This is a genomic window from uncultured Marixanthomonas sp. (assembly GCF_963974425.1).
GTDB lineage: Bacteria > Bacteroidota > Bacteroidia > Flavobacteriales > Flavobacteriaceae > Marixanthomonas.
In genome coordinates, this window is record NZ_CAXBCK010000004.1 from 22,349 (window position 1) to 41,585 (window position 19,237).

At 34.8% G+C, this 19,237-nt stretch carries 20 protein-coding genes, 1 other RNA gene and 1 pseudogene; 11 read left to right on the forward strand and 11 right to left on the reverse strand.

The features are described from left to right. Positions 1–48: 48 nt before the first annotated feature. Genes pdxH through AACZ92_RS01695 form a run of 4 tightly spaced genes read left to right on the forward strand, consistent with a single transcriptional unit; the run spans position 49 to position 4,215 of the window. The gene (gene pdxH, locus AACZ92_RS01680) at positions 49–693 is read left to right on the forward strand and encodes a pyridoxamine 5'-phosphate oxidase (protein ID WP_339696298.1); all 645 of its coding nucleotides are present in this window, start codon (positions 49–51) and stop codon (positions 691–693) included. A 27-nt stretch (positions 694–720) separates the two neighbouring features. After that, positions 721–1,206 carry a histidine phosphatase family protein gene (locus AACZ92_RS01685; RefSeq protein WP_339696301.1) on the forward strand — a complete coding sequence of 162 codons (486 nt, stop codon included), beginning with the start codon at positions 721–723 and terminating at the stop codon, positions 1,204–1,206. Beyond that, a complete protein-coding gene (gene ppk1 / locus AACZ92_RS01690) occupies positions 1,206–3,299 on the forward strand; it encodes a polyphosphate kinase 1 (protein WP_339696304.1) in 2,094 nt (697 codons plus the stop codon). The genes AACZ92_RS01685 and ppk1 overlap by 1 nt, the downstream gene beginning before the upstream one ends. A 1-nt stretch (position 3,300) precedes the next feature. Continuing rightward, the gene (locus tag AACZ92_RS01695) at positions 3,301–4,215 is read left to right on the forward strand and encodes an exopolyphosphatase (protein WP_339696307.1); all 915 of its coding nucleotides are present in this window, start codon (positions 3,301–3,303) and stop codon (positions 4,213–4,215) included. On the opposite strand, the gene AACZ92_RS01700 is transcribed toward AACZ92_RS01695, so the two are convergent. The 3 genes from AACZ92_RS01700 to AACZ92_RS01710 are packed head-to-tail and all read right to left on the reverse strand — an operon-like array spanning position 4,212 to position 7,612. Continuing rightward, the gene (locus AACZ92_RS01700) at positions 4,212–5,045 is read right to left on the reverse strand and encodes an RluA family pseudouridine synthase (protein ID WP_339696310.1); all 834 of its coding nucleotides are present in this window, start codon (positions 5,043–5,045) and stop codon (positions 4,212–4,214) included. The genes AACZ92_RS01695 and AACZ92_RS01700 overlap by 4 nt on opposite strands. A 57-nt stretch (positions 5,046–5,102) precedes the next feature. Further along, on the reverse strand, positions 5,103–5,684 hold the full coding sequence (locus AACZ92_RS01705; RefSeq protein WP_339696313.1) for a tRNA-(ms[2]io[6]A)-hydroxylase: 582 nt from the start codon (positions 5,682–5,684) through the stop codon (positions 5,103–5,105). A gap of 53 nt (positions 5,685–5,737) precedes the next feature. Beyond that, positions 5,738–7,612 (reverse strand): DNA polymerase III subunit gamma/tau, encoded by a 1,875-nt coding sequence (locus AACZ92_RS01710; protein WP_339696316.1) that lies wholly within the window; start codon positions 7,610–7,612, stop codon positions 5,738–5,740. Between the two features lie 91 nt (positions 7,613–7,703). Between AACZ92_RS01710 and rnpB the strand changes: the two genes are divergently transcribed. Next, positions 7,704–8,017: RNase P RNA component class A (rnpB, locus tag AACZ92_RS01715), an RNA gene on the forward strand. 41 nt (positions 8,018–8,058) lie between these two features. Here the strand turns inward: rnpB and AACZ92_RS01720 are convergent. The 4 genes from AACZ92_RS01720 to AACZ92_RS01735 are packed head-to-tail and all read right to left on the reverse strand — an operon-like array spanning position 8,059 to position 10,451. Further along, positions 8,059–8,448: a hypothetical protein gene (locus AACZ92_RS01720; protein ID WP_339696318.1), complete on the reverse strand. Its 390-nt coding sequence runs from the start codon at positions 8,446–8,448 to the stop codon at positions 8,059–8,061. Between the two features lie 8 nt (positions 8,449–8,456). Continuing rightward, on the reverse strand, positions 8,457–8,990 hold the full coding sequence (locus AACZ92_RS01725) for an RsmD family RNA methyltransferase (protein WP_339696322.1): 534 nt from the start codon (positions 8,988–8,990) through the stop codon (positions 8,457–8,459). Beyond that, entirely contained in the window at positions 8,990–9,814 is an 825-nt protein-coding gene (locus AACZ92_RS01730) for a DUF3822 family protein (RefSeq protein ID WP_339696325.1), read from the reverse strand. Before AACZ92_RS01730 ends, AACZ92_RS01725 begins: the two co-directional genes overlap by 1 nt. Further along, the gene (locus tag AACZ92_RS01735) at positions 9,792–10,451 is read right to left on the reverse strand and encodes a hypothetical protein (RefSeq protein ID WP_339696328.1); all 660 of its coding nucleotides are present in this window, start codon (positions 10,449–10,451) and stop codon (positions 9,792–9,794) included. Before AACZ92_RS01735 ends, AACZ92_RS01730 begins: the two co-directional genes overlap by 23 nt. A gap of 131 nt (positions 10,452–10,582) precedes the next feature. Here AACZ92_RS01735 and AACZ92_RS01740 point away from each other — a divergent pair, with 131 nt between their 5' ends. The 6 genes and pseudogenes from AACZ92_RS01740 (at position 10,583) to AACZ92_RS01765 (ending at position 16,283) form a co-directional block, all read left to right on the forward strand. Next, on the forward strand, positions 10,583–12,007 hold the full coding sequence (locus AACZ92_RS01740) for an AAA family ATPase (RefSeq protein ID WP_339696331.1): 1,425 nt from the start codon (positions 10,583–10,585) through the stop codon (positions 12,005–12,007). A gap of 54 nt (positions 12,008–12,061) precedes the next feature. Next, on the forward strand, positions 12,062–12,640 hold the full coding sequence (locus AACZ92_RS01745; protein WP_339696334.1) for a DUF4126 domain-containing protein: 579 nt from the start codon (positions 12,062–12,064) through the stop codon (positions 12,638–12,640). A gap of 51 nt (positions 12,641–12,691) precedes the next feature. Next, positions 12,692–13,402: pseudogene (kdsB, locus tag AACZ92_RS01750) on the forward strand (3-deoxy-manno-octulosonate cytidylyltransferase); the annotation flags it as partial. Between the two features lie 45 nt (positions 13,403–13,447). Beyond that, positions 13,448–14,506, forward strand: a complete 1,059-nt coding sequence (locus AACZ92_RS01755; RefSeq protein WP_339696476.1) for an iron-containing alcohol dehydrogenase family protein — start codon at positions 13,448–13,450, stop codon at positions 14,504–14,506. A gap of 23 nt (positions 14,507–14,529) precedes the next feature. Further along, complete coding sequence (locus AACZ92_RS01760; protein ID WP_339696337.1) at positions 14,530–15,066, forward strand: 1-acyl-sn-glycerol-3-phosphate acyltransferase; 537 nt, start codon at positions 14,530–14,532, stop codon at positions 15,064–15,066. A gap of 188 nt (positions 15,067–15,254) precedes the next feature. Next, positions 15,255–16,283, forward strand: coding sequence for a hypothetical protein (locus tag AACZ92_RS01765; protein ID WP_339696340.1), 1,029 nt, complete (start codon positions 15,255–15,257; stop codon positions 16,281–16,283). 73 nt (positions 16,284–16,356) lie between these two features. Here the strand turns inward: AACZ92_RS01765 and AACZ92_RS01770 are convergent, their stop codons facing one another. The 4 genes from AACZ92_RS01770 to AACZ92_RS01785 form a co-directional block, all read right to left on the reverse strand. Next, positions 16,357–17,082, reverse strand: coding sequence for a YebC/PmpR family DNA-binding transcriptional regulator (locus tag AACZ92_RS01770; RefSeq protein WP_117160203.1), 726 nt, complete (start codon positions 17,080–17,082; stop codon positions 16,357–16,359). Between the two features lie 81 nt (positions 17,083–17,163). Beyond that, the gene (locus AACZ92_RS01775; RefSeq protein ID WP_339696343.1) at positions 17,164–17,445 is read right to left on the reverse strand and encodes a 4a-hydroxytetrahydrobiopterin dehydratase; all 282 of its coding nucleotides are present in this window, start codon (positions 17,443–17,445) and stop codon (positions 17,164–17,166) included. A gap of 4 nt (positions 17,446–17,449) precedes the next feature. Further along, a complete protein-coding gene (locus AACZ92_RS01780) occupies positions 17,450–18,310 on the reverse strand; it encodes a sugar nucleotide-binding protein (RefSeq protein ID WP_339696346.1) in 861 nt (286 codons plus the stop codon). A 12-nt stretch (positions 18,311–18,322) separates the two neighbouring features. Further along, complete coding sequence (locus AACZ92_RS01785) at positions 18,323–19,237, reverse strand: glutaminase (protein WP_339696349.1); 915 nt, start codon at positions 19,235–19,237, stop codon at positions 18,323–18,325.

Below are 19,237 nucleotides of genomic sequence, written 5' to 3' on the forward strand. Positions count from 1 at the left end.
ATTTTAAAACCAAGTGCAAAACTCGTAAATTGCAGTAAACAAGTACTCATGGGCACGAATTTGCACACATATAGAAAATCGTACGAGAAAGCTGAACTAATTAAGAAGAACGTTGATGAAAACCCTATACAACAGTTTCAAAAGTGGTTTTTTGAAGTAAAAGAATCTGGTGGAGTTGATGAAGTGAATGCGATGACACTATCTACATTTGGCGAAGATGACTTTCCAAGAGGTCGGGTAGTATTACTTAAAAAATATAATGAAAACGGCTTCTATTTCTATACTAATTACAATAGTGAGAAAGGAAATTCAATTGCTCATCATAAAAAAGTTTGCCTTTCATTCTTTTGGCCTAATATGGAGCGTCAAGTGATTATTAAAGGAGTGGCCGAAAAAACTTCAGAAGAAGATTCTACCAATTATTTTCATTCCAGACCACATGGAAGTCAGTTAGGAGCTTTTGTTTCTAATCAAAGTAGCGAAATAGAAAGTAGGGAAGCCCTAGAAAAGAAACTAGACGAATTAGAAAAAAAATATAAAGGTAAAGAAGTGCCAAAACCAAAAGATTGGGGCGGTTACTTGGTAAAACCGATAGAAATTGAATTTTGGCAAGGAAGGCCCAATAGGCTTCACGATCGTATTCAATACACTTTAGAAGGAGCAGATTGGAAAATAAAACGCTTACAACCGTAAATTAAAACCGTTTAAAATTTCAAAATAATGAAAACACTCTATTTGGTAAGACACGCAAAATCTTCTTGGAAATATGAAGTAGATGATCATATGCGCCCTTTAAAAAAACGGGGGCATAATGATGCAACATTAGTTTCAGAAAAAATTAAAGGTGAAATAGAGTCGCCTCAAAAAATAGTGACAAGCGATGCTAATCGAGCACGAACTACGGCAGAATATTTTAAAACTGCTTTAGATATTAGTGATGATAATTACGAATTGACACATGATTTATATGATTTTAGCGGTCAACAAGTAATGCAAGTAATTAAAACTTTAGACAATTCGTTAGATAAGGTAATGATTGTTGGTCATAATCACGCATTTACTTCAACTGTAAATATGATGGGCAGTGAGAAAATTGAAAACTTGCCCACCAGTGGTTTTGTAATGATTGAGTTTGATGAAGATGACTGGAAAGACGTTTCTACAGGCACTACCAAAAAAATGGTTTTTCCTAGACATTTAAAATAATGACCGAAAAAATAGAGAATTTAAATACTACCAAAAACGAATACCGTAACCGCGAACTTAGCTGGTTACAGTTCAATGCCCGTGTTTTACAAGAAGCGGAAGACCATTCGGTGCCTTTAATTGAACGGCTTCGTTTTTTAGGAATTTTTTCAAATAATTTAGATGAATTTTTTAAGGTTCGCTACGCTACCGTTCGTCGTATTGTGGAAGCAGGTAAAGGTGGAAGAAGCTTTTTAGGAGGAATTTCAGCATCAGATTTATTAGAAGAAATTACACAAATTGTAATAGAACAACAATCTCAAAGCTTACGTATACTTCAAAAAATAAGAAAAGAGCTTCATAAAGAAAACATATATATTATAAATGAAACCGAAGTAACTAAAGCCCAAAGTGAGTTTATTTTAGATTATTTTATTCGAAAAGTAAGTCCGGCCTTAGTAACTATTATGATTGGTGAATTAGAAGAATTCCCTTCTTTAAAAGATAGTGCTGCTTATTTAGCCGTACGAATGGTGATGAAGAAAGATGATGAAACGTTCCAGTCTCGAAGTAATTTTGCATTAATAGAAATTCCTAAAGTAATAGATAGGTTTATTGTTTTGCCTTCAAAAGGAGACAAACAATACATCATAATTCTTGATGATTTAATACGGTATTGCTTAAATAACATCTTCAGTATTTTTAAATATGAAAGCATTTCGGCGCACATGATTAAAATTACGAGAGATGCCGAATTGGACATCGATAGTGATTTAAGCCGAAGTTTTATTGAAAAGATTTCAAAAAGTGTAAAAAATCGAAGTAGTGGTGATCCGGTTCGGTTTGTGTATGATAAAAGTATTGATGCTGAAACACTTCAATTTTTGTTACAGAAAATGGGCATTGATACTACCGATAGTATTATTCCAGGGGGAAGGTACCACAATCGCCGAGATTACATGAAGTTTCCTAGTTTGGGTAGGAACGATTTATTATATAAGAAGATTGAGCCGTTACCCATAAAAGGGTTAAGTATGCAAGGAAGCTTGTTCGACAAAATCGCTGATAAGGACTATTTGTTGTACGCTCCCTACCAAAGCTTCTCATATGTGGTAAAGTTTTTACGGGAAGCAGCATTAGACCCTAAAGTGAAATCAATTCGCATTACCATCTATCGCCTTGCACAGATATCGCATATTGCTAGTTCCTTAATAAACGCTGTAAAAAATGGTAAAAATGTAACGGTACAAATAGAATTACAAGCTCGCTTTGATGAAGAAGCAAATATTGAATATGCAGAGCAAATGCAAAGCGAAGGCGTACGGCTTATTTTTGGTGTTTCTGGCTTAAAAGTACATTGCAAAGCTTGTGTGATTGAAAGATTGGAAAATGAAAAGATTAAGCGCTATGCTTTTATAAGTACGGGTAATTTTAATGAGTCTACCGCCCGTATATACACAGATTACACCTTGTTTACTTCCAACCAGAAAATCGGTAAAGAAATTAATAAAGTATTCGATTTTTTTGAAGTAAACTATAAGATTAAAAAATACAGTCACCTTATCGTATCACCACATTACACGCGTAATGCAATGTATCAATTAATTGATACAGAAATAAAAAATCACAAGGAAGGAAAACCTAGCGGTATTCGTTTAAAAATGAACAGTTTGTCAGATTTTAAAATGATAGATAAATTGTATCAAGCGAGCAGGGCAGGAGTAAAAATAAAACTAATAATTAGAGGAATTTGCTGCTTAATGCCCGGTGTAAAAGGAATGAGTGAAAACATTGAAGTTATAAGCGTGGTGGATAAGTTTTTAGAACATCCTAGATTGTTTATTTTTGAAAATGGCGGAGATACCAAAATTTATATTTCATCAGCAGATTTTATGGGGCGTAATTTAGACAACCGAGTTGAAATTTCGTGTCCTATTTATGACGAAGACATTAAACAAGAATTGATCGATACGTTTGAAATTTCTTGGAAAGACAATGTGAAAGCTCGAATTATATCAGGAAAGGCTTTAAATAAGTACCGTAAAAATGAGGAGGAACCATTCCGCTCACAATTTAAATTATACGAATATTACCAACAAAAATTAAACACTTAATTTGCTTACAATAAAAAAATATGCTGCAATAGACATTGGTTCTAATGCAATTAGATTATTAATCGCTTTGGTTATTGAACAAAAGGGGAAAGACCCTATTTTCAAAAAACGTTCTTTGGTTCGCGTTCCTATTCGTTTAGGCGCCGATGTTTTCTTGGAAGGTGAAATTTCAGAAAAAAATCAATTACGAATGCTTGATGCCATGAAAGCATTTGATTTATTAATGAAAAACCACGAGGTTACTCGCTTTAGAGCCTGTGCAACTTCCGCAATGCGTGAGGCTAAAAATGGTAGCGAGGTCGCTAAAAGACTAAAAAAAGAAACAGGAATTAATATTAATATAATTGATGGTAATGATGAAGCCGCAATCATCGCTACAACCGATTTAAAAGAATTAATACAAACTGAAAAAACGTTTTTATATGTGGATGTAGGTGGCGGAAGCACTGAATTTACGCTATTTAGTGACGGACACACAGTTGATTCTAAGTCCTTTAAATTGGGGACGGTACGAATTATCAATAACATGATTAGGGAGAACATTTGGCAAGATGTAGAAGAATGGATAAAGGCTGTGACCAAACCCTATAAAAAAGTATCTTTAATTGGTTCTGGTGGAAATATTAACCACATTTATAAAAACAGTGGGAAAAAGATAGGAAAGCCCCTTAGTTACTTTTATTTAGGTTCCTATTACGATATGATAAAATCGCTTAGCTACGATGAACGTATTACCGAACTAAATATGAACCCCGATAGAGCCGATGTGGTTGTGCCTGCAACTCGAATTTATTTATCTGCGATGAAATGGAGCGGCGCTAAAAACGTTTATGTTCCTAAAATAGGACTCTCTGATGGGATTATAAAAAGTCTTCACAACGAAAAATTGGCTGCTGAACTAGAAGTGAACAATTAATTTTCAGGAAATATTTTTCTGAATTTCTTCGGGAGGTCTTTCGTTACTGAAATAATTTTACTTGTAATTGGATCTGTAAATTCTAGCGATGAAGCATGTAGAAATAAACCTTTTCCTTTTAACAACAACCCTTCTTTATGGTAGTTTTTATCACCTAAAATAGGTGTCCCAATACTTGATAGGTGAACACGCAATTGATGTTTCCGTCCAGTTTTGGGAAACAATTCAACCAAATTTAAACAACTAAATCGCTCTGATGGTTCTGTTTTAAGTACTTTATATTCAGTGAAGGCATCTTTTTCATCTACATTGGTTGTAATTATTCCTTTTAGAGGCATTTCACCATACGTAACAGCGTGATATGTTTTTTTTACGTTCCGTTCTTCAAAAAGATTATTCAGTGCGATTACGGACGTATGTGTTTTAGCAATCAATAATAAACCACTTGTTGGAAAATCTAGTCGATGAACAGGTTTCGGACTTGTAAGTGCATCAGTAGCGCTACTTTTAGTTAAGTTATACGCTAATGCGTTGGCAATGGTTTTCTTTTTATTGCCGCTCACTAAAATCCCTGGAGGTTTGTAAATAATGGCCAGATGATTGTTTTCAAAACAAACTTCTAATTGTAGTTTTAAAATTGGATTATCACTTTTATTTTTTTCAGAAGAAAGAATGATTTTTTCCCCACCGCTTAAAAACTTTCCTGTGCCGGCGACAGTTCCATTTACTGAAACCAAACCTTTGTCAATCGCCTTTTTCATTCCTTTTCGAGACGAAATCGTTTTAAAAACACCACCCACATAATCTGAAAGTCGGGTAGGAGTATCCAACGGTGGAACAGTGTGGGTTTCTCTTTTGATAAGTTTGATTATTAAAGGCTTAAAACCTTATCCGTGTATAGTTTCACTTTTGCTCAAGTCTTTCATTATTTCAGCTTCGTGATCCAATAATGCTTTCCACTTTTTGTCTACTTCTTGACGATCACCATACTTACGGGCAAAACCCAAAAACATGGTGTAGTGATTGGCTTCGCTTACCATTAAATTTTTATAAAATAAAGCTAATTCTTTGTCTTCCAATTCTTCACTTAGTAAACGGAATCTTTCACAACTTCTGGCTTCAATCAACGCTGCATAAAGTAATCGATGAACCAGATTAGTGATTCGGCTTCCTCCTTTTGGGAAAAACTGCATCAATTTATTAACGTAAAGGTCTTTTCGGTCACGACCTAAGGTCCAACCACGTTCTATAATCCGGTCGTGTACCATTTTAAAATGACTGATTTCTTCTTTAACTAAAGCGGTCATTTCTTGCACCAACTCTGTATATTCAGGATAGGTAACGATAAAAGAAATAGCTGTAGAAGCAGCTTTCTGTTCACAAAAAGCGTGATCGGTCAAGATTTCTTCAACGTTTTTTTCAACAATATTTACCCATCGAGGATCGGTTGGAAGTTGTAAGCCTAGCATATATAAAGTGTTATTTTTGAATTGTAAAAATACATATTAAGTAAGGAACGATATTATATATCCAAATCAAACTCACGTCGTAATTTCTCAAGAGCAGGATTCTTTTGAGTGAGTTTATCAAATTTTTCGCGGGTGGTATACGCATATTTCTTTTGTACCGTTTCATTCACTAGGATATCAAGGTCAATATCGTAGTTTTGAAGTTTATCTCTTAAAAACCCTAATAAGTCGTATTTAGCACGTTCTACTTCCACCTTTATTGTGTCATTCGGAAATTCTAAGTGAATAATATTACCATCTAATTTCGGGATGCCCATGGTAAGGTGTGAAAGCAGATTATACTTGCCATCGGTTTCTACTTTTTTTGCATATTGCGTCCAAGCGGTGCGCATTTCGTCTTCCGTGAAAGGGTTGGTTGGCAGGTTTTCTTCGTCTGGTTGGTTAGCTAATTGCTCTTTTTTAAGTTCTTGCTTTTTACGAATGCTCTTCAGCGATAAGGCAGAAACTTTCTTGTTTCCGTGCTCAGTTATAATTTGAGAGCGTTTATCAGCTATTTTACTACCTGAATCATCACTGATATTTTCATCTTCTTTAGGTTGATGCTCTTTAGGTTTAGGATCTAAAGTAGGTTCAGCAACTGTTGAAGTCGGTTCTTGCTCTTCTTTTTTCGGTTCTCCATCTTTAAGTGAAGCAGAAACTCCCTCTTTTGAAGACTTCATTTCTGTTTCATTTTCAACCTTAGGTTCTGGAGTTACTATTTCGGCTGAAGAAGATTTAGTTGTCTCTTTTACAGTACTTTTAAAATGAGAAGGAGGGATTACGTATCGCTTTTTTGAAGCGGTTCCGTTGCCGCTATGCTTTTTTTTTTCACCGGTAGCGGTAAGAGACGCTAGTTGCATTAAGCATAACTCAATTAAAAGACGTTGGTTACGACTCGTTTTGTATTGTAAATCACACCCATTCGCTATCTCAATGGCTTCAATTAAAAAAGTATGAGTTGTTTTTTGTGATTGCTCAAAATACATAGCTTTTACTTGCTCTCCAACCTCAAGAAGTTCAATAGTTTCTTGACTCTTACAAACCAATAAATCACGGAAGTGGGAGGCAAGACCCATAATGAAATGGTGGCCATCAAACCCTTTTGCTAGTATGTTATTATAAGCAAGTAAAACCTCTGGTATATTGTTGTCCAACAACAAATCTGTTATTTGAAAGTAGTAAGTGTAATCAAGAACGTTTAAGTTTTCAGTAACGGCTTGACGCGTTAATTCTTTTCCTGAAAAGCTAACTACTCGATCAAAAATAGACAGTGCATCTCGCAAGGCGCCATCTGCTTTTTGAGCAATTACATGTAGCGCATCGTCTTCTGCATCGATTCCTTCTTGTTTGGCTACTTCAGCAAGATGTCCTTTAATATCACGTACCGTTATTCTTCTGAAATCAAAAATTTGACAACGTGAGAGTATGGTAGGGATTATTTTATGCTTTTCGGTAGTTGCCAATATAAAAATGGCGTGTTTGGGCGGTTCTTCCAACGTTTTTAAAAAAGCATTAAAAGCTGCAGAAGAAAGCATATGTACCTCGTCAATAATATAGACTTTATAGCTACCTACTTGCGGTGGTATCCGTACTTGATCTATCAAATTACGAATATCATCTACTGAGTTATTTGAAGCAGCATCTAATTCAAATATATTAAAGGCAAAATCTTCGTCTTCCTGTTGGGTACCGTCTTGATTTATTTTTTTTGCTAAAATACGAGCACAGGTGGTTTTTCCAACGCCTCGAGGTCCTGTAAATAGAAGCGCTTGTGCTAAATGATCATTTTCTATGGCATTATTTAATGTATTGGTAATAGCTTGTTGCCCAACCACATCTTTAAACTGTGTGGGGCGGTATTTTCGGGCAGATACAATAAAGTGTTCCATAGTTGCTAACAAATATAACTATGTCTGGTATCATTTTAAAAAATTAGATGTTTCATTTTTACTGTATTTATTAACATTGGTTTACTTTTGCACCGCAGGCCGCCTTATCGTTCTAATTTATTAGAAAGGAAAGTCCGGACACCATAGGGAAGCATAGCGGCTAACAGCCGTCACTCCATTTTTTGGAGGCGGACAAGTGCAACAGAAAGAATGTACAGGTAATGCTGTAGTGAAACCAGGTAAACTCTATGCGGTGAAATGCCACGTAAACCTGTGCTTAAGGGTTCCCACCCGATGCAGGAGGGTAGGCAGATAGAGCATATTGGCAACAATATGTCCAGATAAATGATAAGGATTTCGAAATACTTCGGAATACAGAATCCGGCTTACAGGCCTGCTTTTATATTTTTTTAATGATAAATGTGGAAATTGAACCTTACTAAATATTAGTTTTCAGAAACTAATATTTCGTTTGCCCAAAGTTTACACGCTTCAACAGTATAAAAAACATTAAAGGCACGTTTGTAAAACTGTTTTTCAAATAGTGCATTATCGAAAGAAGACTTAGAGTAACACAACACAGCCATCCCTACTAAGTGATTGCTAAAATGGTCATCTTGTAAGTAACTTGTTGGGTTAACAGTGTAATCGTTTTTTCGGTTTGAAATATAGATAAAGGGTTTTCCTTCAAAATATTTTTCAAAAATACGATACATTTTTTTACGTTCTTCTTTATCAAAAAGAATACCTTCTTTAATGGTAGAAATAACGCAATTTTCGTGTATTTCAAGAGTACCGAATTCTAACTCTACTAAAATAGGTTCAGGGGATAACATATATTTTATTACTGAAAAAAACTAAATACAGATCCACCATACCTACGAAGCTCTTTAAACTGGGGTAAGTGTGAGAGATCAGTGTCTTTTGAATGCTCAATAATAACCAATCCGTTTGTATTTATCAAGTCGTTTTCAAAGATTTTCCCTATAATATCTTCGAACTGTTGAGTTTCAAACTTATAGGGTGGGTCGGCAAAAATAACATCAAACTTCGATGATACAGCCGAGAGGTATTTTATTACATCAGATTTTATGGTTTCAATTGGAAACTCTAATTCTTCAGCTGTTTTCTTAATGTATTTTACACAGCCGAAATGTGCATCTACAGCTGTAATATTTTCAGTACCGCGGGAAGCAAATTCGTAGCTAATGTTTCCGGTACCGGCAAATAAATCTAATAAACTAATTTCATTAAAGTAAATGGAGTTTCTCAGTATATTGAAGAGCGCTTCCTTGGCAAAATCGGTAGTAGGCCTTACGGGAAGTGTTTTTGGAGCAATTAATCGTCTTCCTTTATGTGTTCCAGAAATTATGCGCATTATAAACTGTTTTTTAAAACAAAGTGTTGATGTTGATTTGTTTTTTCAGAAAAAGATACCTTAGAAAAATTATCTGAAGCAAAAGATACATTTCTTACATACGTATAGAGTATTTCAAAAATATCGCTTTCCTTTTCAATAGCACCCATTAAAACAACTTCAGTACGTTCAGGGTTGAGTTTAAGTTGCTCCATACAGAATAATAAATAATATATAAAGTCTTCGGGTGTTCTGTATGAAAAGGTGTTGCAAAGCTTTAAATTACCTTCTTTAACTACAATACAGTCAAAACTTTCTGATTGGATATTTATATATACTTTCGGCTCTTTTAGAAATTTTTCTGCTTTAAGTATGGTTGGTATTAATATTGACGTAGCATGAAAATATTGAAACGAGCCATATTTCTCAAAAAAGTAATTATTTATATTAATGTAAGGAACATATACAATAACGATGTCTTGATTTTTCAATGTATCGTGTGAAATGAAATCGTTGGCAAGTATTTTTGAATTGAATTTTAAATATTCGCTTGCTTTCGCTTCATCAAATAGCGGATAAGGGACAAGAGCATATAAGTTTGTGGCATAGAGTAACGTTACTTGATTAAAGCTATGCTGTAGCGCTTCATTGCTATTTATAGTGCTCTCAATTGTAGTAAGTAATTCTTCTGGAGTAGCGGAGCTCTCATATTTTTCTTCTAGAAAATACAAAACCTCCTTATTGTCACTCGTTGTGACTAAAAAAGAAAGTCCGGTCAAAGAAATTTGAACGGACAGACTTTTATTGATATGTAAGGTATTGTTATTGGTTATCGGCTGAGTCATATGATTTTCCCCAGTTACCATTAGTTGTTATTTCTTCCATAGATCCAACTTGTACTTTATCACCTCGAACTCCTTCTACGGTATTTGCTTGCTTTTCTTGATAAACCAACTCTTCATCCATTCCTTGTAATACTATATCTTTTGAAACAGTTGCTTCAAAAACTGAATACTTAGATCCATTCTTCATAATGCTTCCAGCTTGAAGTTTAAATTTTGCATCAACTCCTTCAATTGGAACATTCATCATCGTTTTGTAACGATCTGAACCGTATAAAGAATCCTTTACAGGAGTAAAGCTAAGTGTATCTATTAGTGATTCTGTAATAAAATATCCTTCATCAATACCGTATGCTTTATTTTTCTCAACATCTGCATAAACTGAGTCACGTCTTTGTGTAATTGCAAATTGCGCAGTATCTATAAAACGTACTAAACTATCAAAACTTCCTGTAAAATTACCTGCAATTTCTTGGTGAGCTAATTCTGCATCTCTTATATCTTTTAAGTTATTAATAACTTTTTGATAGCGAACTTCTTTTTCTTTATTAAATTCATATGGCCCACTGATGGAGCTATAAAGCTGGTATCCTAGGAAGATAATAACAATCCAAAGAATTATCTGTATTACAAGTCTCATTGTACGATAGTTTTGTTAACGTTTAAAATTATGTATAGGTCTCTCGCAAATCTACAATTTTTTTTTGTTCGTAAAACTATAATCTAAAAAAATCATCACTAAGTGCAAAACCATTATGTTTGCAATACTATATGGATACATCAAGATTTTATTCGCTTTTAAAGCACGATTTTCCTCATAAAACTACTACAAACCAAGATATTGCACTACAATTATTGGCTAAATTTTCAGTAGAAACAAACGACAATGAGGTTTTTTTACTAAAAGGTTATGCAGGTACCGGAAAAACTACGATTGTGGGGACATTGGTTAAAAACCTATGGAAATTAAAAAAATCTTCTGTTTTATTGGCTCCAACAGGACGTGCAGCAAAAGTGATTAGTAATTATTCACAGAAAGAAGCATTCACCATTCATAAAAAGATATACTTTCCTAAATCTGAAAAGGGTGGAGGTGTATCCTTTAGGTTACAACCCAATAAGAGTCGAAATGTTATTTTCATTGTAGATGAAGCTTCTATGATTCCTGATATAAACCAAGATTCAAAATTATTTGAAAATGGCTCATTGTTGGACGATTTAATGCAATATGTTTATAGTGGCCATAACTGTAAGCTTCTATTAATAGGGGATACAGCTCAATTACCGCCAGTAAAACTCACCTTGAGTCCTGCTTTGGATAAACATACCTTACAAAACCAATACAATAAGGAAGTTGTTGAATTAGAGTTGAACGAAGTAGTTCGCCAACAAAAAGACAGTGGTATTTTAATGAATGCTACAACCCTGCGTGAGCGATTGGATGATGGCTTTTTTAAAGATTTTAAATTTACTGAAACTCCATATCCTGAAGTAATAAGGCCAATGGACGGACAGGAGTTAATGGATGCCATAAGCGATAGTTATAGTTCGTTGGGCAATGAAGATACAGTAATTATAGTACGTTCCAATAAACGAGCTAACCTGTACAATCAAAATATTAGGAACCGAATCCTTTTTCAAGAATCTGAATTAGCCGCTGGTGATTATTTAATGGTAGTAAAAAATAATTATCATTGGGTAAAACCGGAAAGTGAAGCTGGTTTTATTGCTAATGGAGACATTATTGAAGTATTGGAAATTTTTGGGTTTAAAGATTTGTACGGCTTCCGATTTGCTGAAGTACTAGTAAATATGGTTGATTACCCTAAAATGAAACCACTGGAAACCGTTTTATTGTTAGACACGCTTACTTCAGAAACACCATCTCTGTCTTATGAAGACTCCAACAAACTATACCAAGAAGTAATGAAGGACTATGCTTCAGAAAAATCTAAGTATAAAAAATTCTTAGCTGTAAAAAATAACAAATATTTTAATGCCTTACAGGTAAAGTTTTCATACGCCATTACTTGTCATAAATCTCAGGGTGGGCAGTGGAACACTGTTTTTGTAGAACAACCCTATTTGCCAAACGGTATTGATAAAGATTACTTAAGGTGGCTTTATACCGCCATTACCCGTGCAACAGAAAAATTATACTTAATAGGCTTTAAGGATGAATTTTTTGTAGATTAGTAGTGGTTACCGCAAGGTTTTTAAAATTCTGTAGGTTTTTGAACCAACTAAAGTATGGAAACATTTGAAGTTTTAATAAGTATTTTTTTAGGCATAGGTCTTGCCGCGGCCGTTGGTTTCCGGGTATTCTTACCCTTGCTAATTTTGAGTTTAGCTGGATATTACGATGTAATTTCACTAAACGAAAGTTGGCAGTGGATTGGCAGTATTACCGCGGTCATAACTTTAGGAGTTGCCACTTTAATTGAAATTTTCGGATACTATATTCCGTGGTTCGATAATTTACTTGATACCATTGCTTTGCCACTGGCCACCTTAGCTGGGACCGCTGTTATGGTTGCTACAATTACTAACTTAGATCCTGTTATAACTTGGGCCTTGGCAATTATAGCCGGTGGTGGTACTGCAGCTGCTATAAAAGGAAATGCCTCGGCAGCAAGGCTTACTTCTAGTACAACTACAGCAGGATTTGCAAACCCGATATTAACAACAGTGGAAACGGGTATTTCAACGCTAATGTCCATACTTTCCATCTTTGTACCTATTATTGCCTTTATTTTAGTCCTTGTTCTATTTTTTATAATTTTTAGGTTTTATAAAAAGCTTCGGAAAAAGCGCTTGTCCAAAACTTAATCTTCTTATTTTTGAATTCACTTTAAAACGATTCCCTTGAAAATAATAGCCATGATTCCTGCGCGTTACGGCGCCTCTCGATTTCCCGGAAAATTGATGCAAGACCTAGGTGGAAAAACTGTAATTATACGTACCTACGAAGCTGCAAAACAAACCAATCTTTTCGATGAAGTATATGTAGTGACCGATAGCGATGTTATTTATAAAGAAATTGGAAGTAATGGCGGTAAAGCCATTATGAGTAAAAAAACTCACGAAAGTGGGAGTGATCGGATTGCCGAAGCAGTTGAAAACATGGATGTAGACATTGTTGTAAATGTACAAGGTGATGAGCCTTTTACCAGTAAAAAAGGACTGCAGCAAGTGTTAGAAGTTTTTAAAGGTGAAGATGCTGATTCGATAGATTTGGCCTCATTAATGACCGAAATAGATGATTGGAAAGAAATAAGCGATCCCAACTGTGTAAAGGTAATTACCGATAAAGATGATTTCGCCCTATACTTTTCAAGATCTCCCATACCATACCCGAGAGATAAAAATGCCGATGTAAAGTATTATAAACACAAAGGAATATATGCTTTCAGAAAAGAAGCATTGATGGATTTTTATCATTTACCTATGCGATCGTTGGAAGCGGTTGAAAAAATTGAATGTATACGATATTTAGAATACGGAAAAAGAATAAAAATGGCTGTAACAAACACTCAAGGAGTTGAAATAGATACTCCTGAAGACTTAGTTGAAGCAAACAAGTTATTGAAAAAAGAAGATAAAAAATCGGTAAATAATAAGTTCCGAAATTTCCCGATGGTACCAAAAGTGGTATTCGGTAGCGGATGTTTTGATCAATTACCTGAAATATTAGCCCCGCAACGACAAGAAAATGCTCCGTTTGTCTTTTTGGTTGATGATGTATTTGAAAACAATAAAGCATTGACTGATAGAATAAAACTTCGGTTTAATGACAAATTGGTATTTATTTCAGCAGAAGAAGAACCAGCAACTGCTCAAATTGATCAAATAGTTAAAGAAATTACTTCAGAGTTTAAGAAAAAACCTTCTGGGATTATTGGCGTTGGTGGCGGAACAATTATGGACATCGCAAAAGCAGTTTCCATTATGCTTACAAATGAAGGAAGTGCTGCTGATTACCAAGGTTGGGATTTAGTTAAAAACAAAGCTGTTTACCACGTTGGGGTTCCTACCATTTCAGGAACTGGAGCCGAAGTTTCAAGAACTACAGTTTTGTCAGGACCCGTTAGAAAACTAGGTATTAACAGTGACTTCACACCATTTGACCAAGTAATTTTAGATCCGCAACTAACCGAAGGGGTTCCCAAAAACCAATGGTTTTATACGGGGATGGATTGTTTTATTCATTGTGTAGAATCCCTAAACGGTACGTTTTTAAATGCCTTTAGCCAAAGCTATGGAGAAAAAGCGTACGATTTGTGCAAGGAAATATTCATAACGCAAGTAGATACAGAAGAAGAGGCTAGAGCTAAATTAATGATGGCTTCGTGGCACGGTGGGATGAGTATTGCATATTCACAAGTAGGTGTTGCACATGCCATGAGTTACGGTCTTTCCTATGTATTAGGCACCAAGCACGGTATAGGTAACTGTATTGTTTTTAACCACTTAGAAGACTTTTATCCTGAAGATGTTGTTCTTTTTAAAGAAATGGTTAAAAATCATGATATAGAAATCCCAAAAGGGCTCTGCGCCAACTTATCTGATAAAGAAATGAATAAGATGATTGATATTGCATTAAGTCTTGTTCCGTTGTGGGAAAACGCATTAGGTGATAATTGGAAAGCTATAATGACTAGAGAAAAATTAAAATCACTTTACTTAAAAATGTAAAGTAGCTCCAAAATAACTGAAATATGGGTCTAGCTCGTTTTATTTTCTATAACCTCATGGGGTGGCAAATCAAAGGGAAATTTGATCCCCATGTTAAGAAAGCGGTAATAATCGTTGTTCCCCATACTAGCTGGCACGACTTTTATATTGGTGTGTTTACAAGACGAATTTTAAAAGTCCAAATTAACTTTATTGCCAAGAAAGAACTTTTTACACCACCTTTTGGGTGGTATTTTAAATGGATGGGCGGCGCACCTTTAGACCGAGCACCTGGACAAAATAAGGTACAAGCGATTGCTAAAATTTTTTCAGAAAAAGATGAATTTAGACTAGCCCTATCACCCGAAGGCACCCGAAAAAAAGTTGAAAGTTGGAAAACAGGATTTTATTACATCGCCAGAACAGCTAATGTTCCGGTTATTCCTGTAGCTTTCGATTATAAAACAAAAAGTGTTTTAATTGGAAAACCCCATTATTTAACCGACGACATTGTTGTTGACACCAAAGAGTTGCAAAAGCACTACAACAACGTAGTTGGAAAAAAACCAGAATACTCTTAATTTTAAGGTTTTATATTGAATATCATTAACATTTAATTAGTTGAAATATTTGTTAACTAAATAATTCATCTTATTTTATAAGTGACTGATAATCATCAAATAAAGTTAAATTTTAGTTAACTAATATAATAAAACTTCATAGTAACCATTTTCAATTGTATCCTTAGATAACAATTAAAAACAAAACTATGAAAACGATTAAAATTTTAACAATTATTCTCTGCTCATCCCTATTTATCTATTCGTGTAGTGATGATGATGATTCTGTAACCGATGATGAAGTTTCAGAAGATTCAAGAGCAGAACTGTATGCATCTAGTAATACAAATGGAAACCCTACAATGTATGATTTAAGTGATTCAGATAACATTGAAACGAAAACGTTTTTAACGCTCTCAACAGACGCTGAAGGAATTTATTACGACGAGGATGAAGACCAATTAACACAAGCTTCGAGAAGTATGCTGAAACTCAACACCTATGGAGATATTTCAGTTACTGAAGATGGAATAAACCTTGATTTAGTGCTTGAAAGCAGTGCAGATTTGGAAAGTCCGCGTGACATTGCCGTAAACGGTGATATTTTTGTGGTTTCAGATAATGCTGATGTAGATGGTGATCCTAATACAGATGACGGACGGTTTTTTGTATATACCAAAACAGCATCTGGATTTACCCTTAGAAACACTGTAGAAGTTAGTTTTGCAGTATGGGGAATTGAATTTGTTGGTAATGATTTGTTTGCCGTGGTAGACAAAACTTCAGATATTGCTCAATTTAGTGATTTCTCAAGCGTGACAACAAATACAACTGTGGCTCCTACAAAACAAATTACTGTTGAGGGAATAGTAAGAACTCACGGAATTGGGTTTGACGATGGAACAATGATTTTAACAGATATTGGAGATGCTTCTGTAGATTCAGACGGTGGATTTCATATCATTTCAAATTTCCAAAGTAAATTTAATGGTGTAGCTGACGGGGAAACCTTAGTGGTTGCCGATAATCAGATTAGAGTTTCTGGCGGTTCTACTTTCTTAGGAAACCCAGTTTCTGCAGATTATGATGCAGATTCCGATACTGTATTTATTGCTGAAAGAGCAAACGGAGGAGGACGTGTGTTAGCCTTTGTAGATGCTTCAGAAGGAGGAAATATTTCTCCTGATATCAATAATGAGCTATCTGGTGCTTCTTCAGTATATTATTATTCTGAATAATTAATATAATTTTTGAAAATGAAAATGCCGCTAAACTATTAGCGGCATTTTTTTTATAAAGTAATTTATTAAATTATTCTTCTGAAGATGTTTCTTCCATAGTATGATACACATTCTGTACATCATCATCTTCTTCAATTTTTTCCAAAAGCTTTTCTACATCGGCTGCATCTTCTTCTGAAAGTGATTTGGTTACCTGCGGAATGCGTTCAAAACCTGAAGATAATATTTCGATATTATTTTCTTCTAAAAAAGACTGGATAGCGCCAAAACTCTCAAATGGAGCATAAATCATGATTCCATCTTCATCTTCAAAAATTTCTTCAATACCGTGGTCTATTAATTCTAACTCGAGTTCTTCAATATCTAAGCCTTCTCCATTGATCCGGAAATTACACGTATGGTCAAACATAAAGACCACAGAACCTGAAGTACCTAAACTACCATCACATTTATTGAAATAGGAGCGTACATTTGCAACAGTTCGGGTATTATTATCGGTAGCGGTTTCAATCAAGATAGCAATACCGTGGGGCGCGTAGCCTTCAAAAAGCACTTCCTTATAATCGCCTTGACTTTTATCGCTCGCACGTTTAATAGCACGCTCAATATTATCCTTAGGCATATTAACTGCCTTGGCATTTTGTATTACCGCACGTAATCTAGAGTTGGTATCGGGATCAGGACCGCCTTCTTTAACGGCCATAACAATATCTTTACCAATACGAGTAAAGGCTTTGGACATCGCTGCCCAACGTTTCATTTTTCTAGCTTTTCTAAACTCAAACGCTCTTCCCATAGTTTTTCAATTTGGATTACAAAAATAGAAAATTGACTGAATAGAAAAACTTTTTTTTCTGAACGGCCAGTTTACCAGATTTTATCCTAAAAGTTCATCAATTACTTTAGCAAGTTCAAAATCTTTATCTGTAACGCCATCAGCATCATGGGTAGAGAGTGTGATGTTTAATGTATTGTAAACATTATGCCAATCTGGATGGTGTTGCATTTTTTCAGCTTCAAAAGCAATTCGTGTCATTGCAGAGAAGGCTTCTTTAAAATTTTCAAATTCAAATGCGGTATGTATAGCGTTGTCTTCAAACTCCCAACCTTCAAATTTGTCTAGTTTATCATTAACTTCTTTTTCAGTGTAAGCTTTCATATTTTTAATTTTTAAATGTTACAATTTCTTCTTTTAATGTACAAGCATCAATTACTTCTGAAACTGTAATTTGTAATGCTTCAGGCAATTTGTTTTCTTTTGGTAAAATTGCTCTGTATATATCTACGTTAGTACTATAAACTGTCTTAAATATAGGCATTTTACGACCAATTTTTGCAGCAATTTCCGTAAAAAGATCGTCGTGGTGAATAACATCGCTACTCGCCAAATGAAATATCCCAGTTTGATTTTTATTTATAATATAATGTATTTGTTGCGCTATTTTATCTTCAGTAATAACACTAACAATATGTTTAGGAAACACCTCAAAAGCAGCGTTATGCTTCATACTTTGTCGTAACTGTATTAGAGTTGGCGAATTTACTCCTAGAACTAATGGCAATCGTAATACAGCGGTTTGAAAAGGCAACTGTTCTTGCAATAGTTTTTCTGCGGAAATATTAAACCTCCCAAATCTACTTTCAGCAATTGGTTTATCATATTCGTACCCTGGATAATTACGTTCTCCATCAAAAATTTCAGAAGAAGAAAAATAGAATATTTTACTTTCTGGAAAACGTTCTGCACATAAACAAATTTCACGAAGCATATTCAATCTGTCAATATAATTTCCGGCTACTGAAACAATAATAAAACGAGGTTTCACTTTATCGAGAATAGGAGTGATGCTATCTTTCTCTACGCAATACCGGTAAAAAACCTGATTGTCTTTATACTCATGATGTTTTGTACAGTAGGTGCCAAACACATCAAAATAGGAGGTTAGGTCTTTATAAATCGCGTTACCTATAAAGCCGCTGGCACCCAAAATAAGGATTCTGTTATGTATTGTTTTGGTATTCAAAAAAAGAAATATTTAAAAAATGGAGCGTTTCGTTTGTGTGGTGAACAGCTCCAAGGCTTGCATACCAAGGTAAGAATTTCCTTTATCATTTAATCCAGGAGCCCAACATGTTATTGTAAACTCGTTAGGTAACAAAGCTGCAATACCACCACCTACACCACTTTTACCGGGTAAGCCTACTTCAAAAGCAAACTCACCAGCTTCATCATAAAATCCGCAGGTAAGCATAATGGCATTAATACGCTTAACTTGATTTAAGGTAAGATGTGCTGTGTTTCGCATACATTTTCCTCGATTGGCAAACATGTAAAAAGCGTTGGAAAGTTGCTCACAGGTCATTTCAATGGAGCATTGATGGAAATAAAAATCCAACACATCTTCTACTTCATTTTCAAGATTATCGAATGATTTAAGCAAATTAGCCGCAGCATAGTTATTAAAACCTGTTTCAGATTCACTAGCTGCTACTTTTTCATTATACGAAATAGATTGGTCATTGGTTAAATCACGTACATATTGAAGAAAATCTTCTTTCGGGTTTTCTAAGTGTGAAAGCAGCATATCTGCGATTACAATTGATCCTGAATTTATCAAAGGATTTCTAGGAATTCCTTTTTCCAACTCCAACAAAGCCATATGATTAAAAGGGTTTCCCGAAGGCTCTACATCTACACGGTCAAATATTTTGTTGCCAACTAATGGGACCGCTCTAGAAAGTGTTAACACCTTAGAGATACTCTGTATAGAAAATGGTTTATCCCAATCGCCCGAGCCGTATTTTTCACCATCAACTAGGTTTAAAAACAAGCCAAAATTAGTATCCTTTACCTTACCTAGTTCCTGGATATAAGAAGCCACTTCACCCTTTACCGCAGAATGTTTCAAGCTGTTGGTGATGGTATCTAAAATGGCTTGGTAATCTATCAT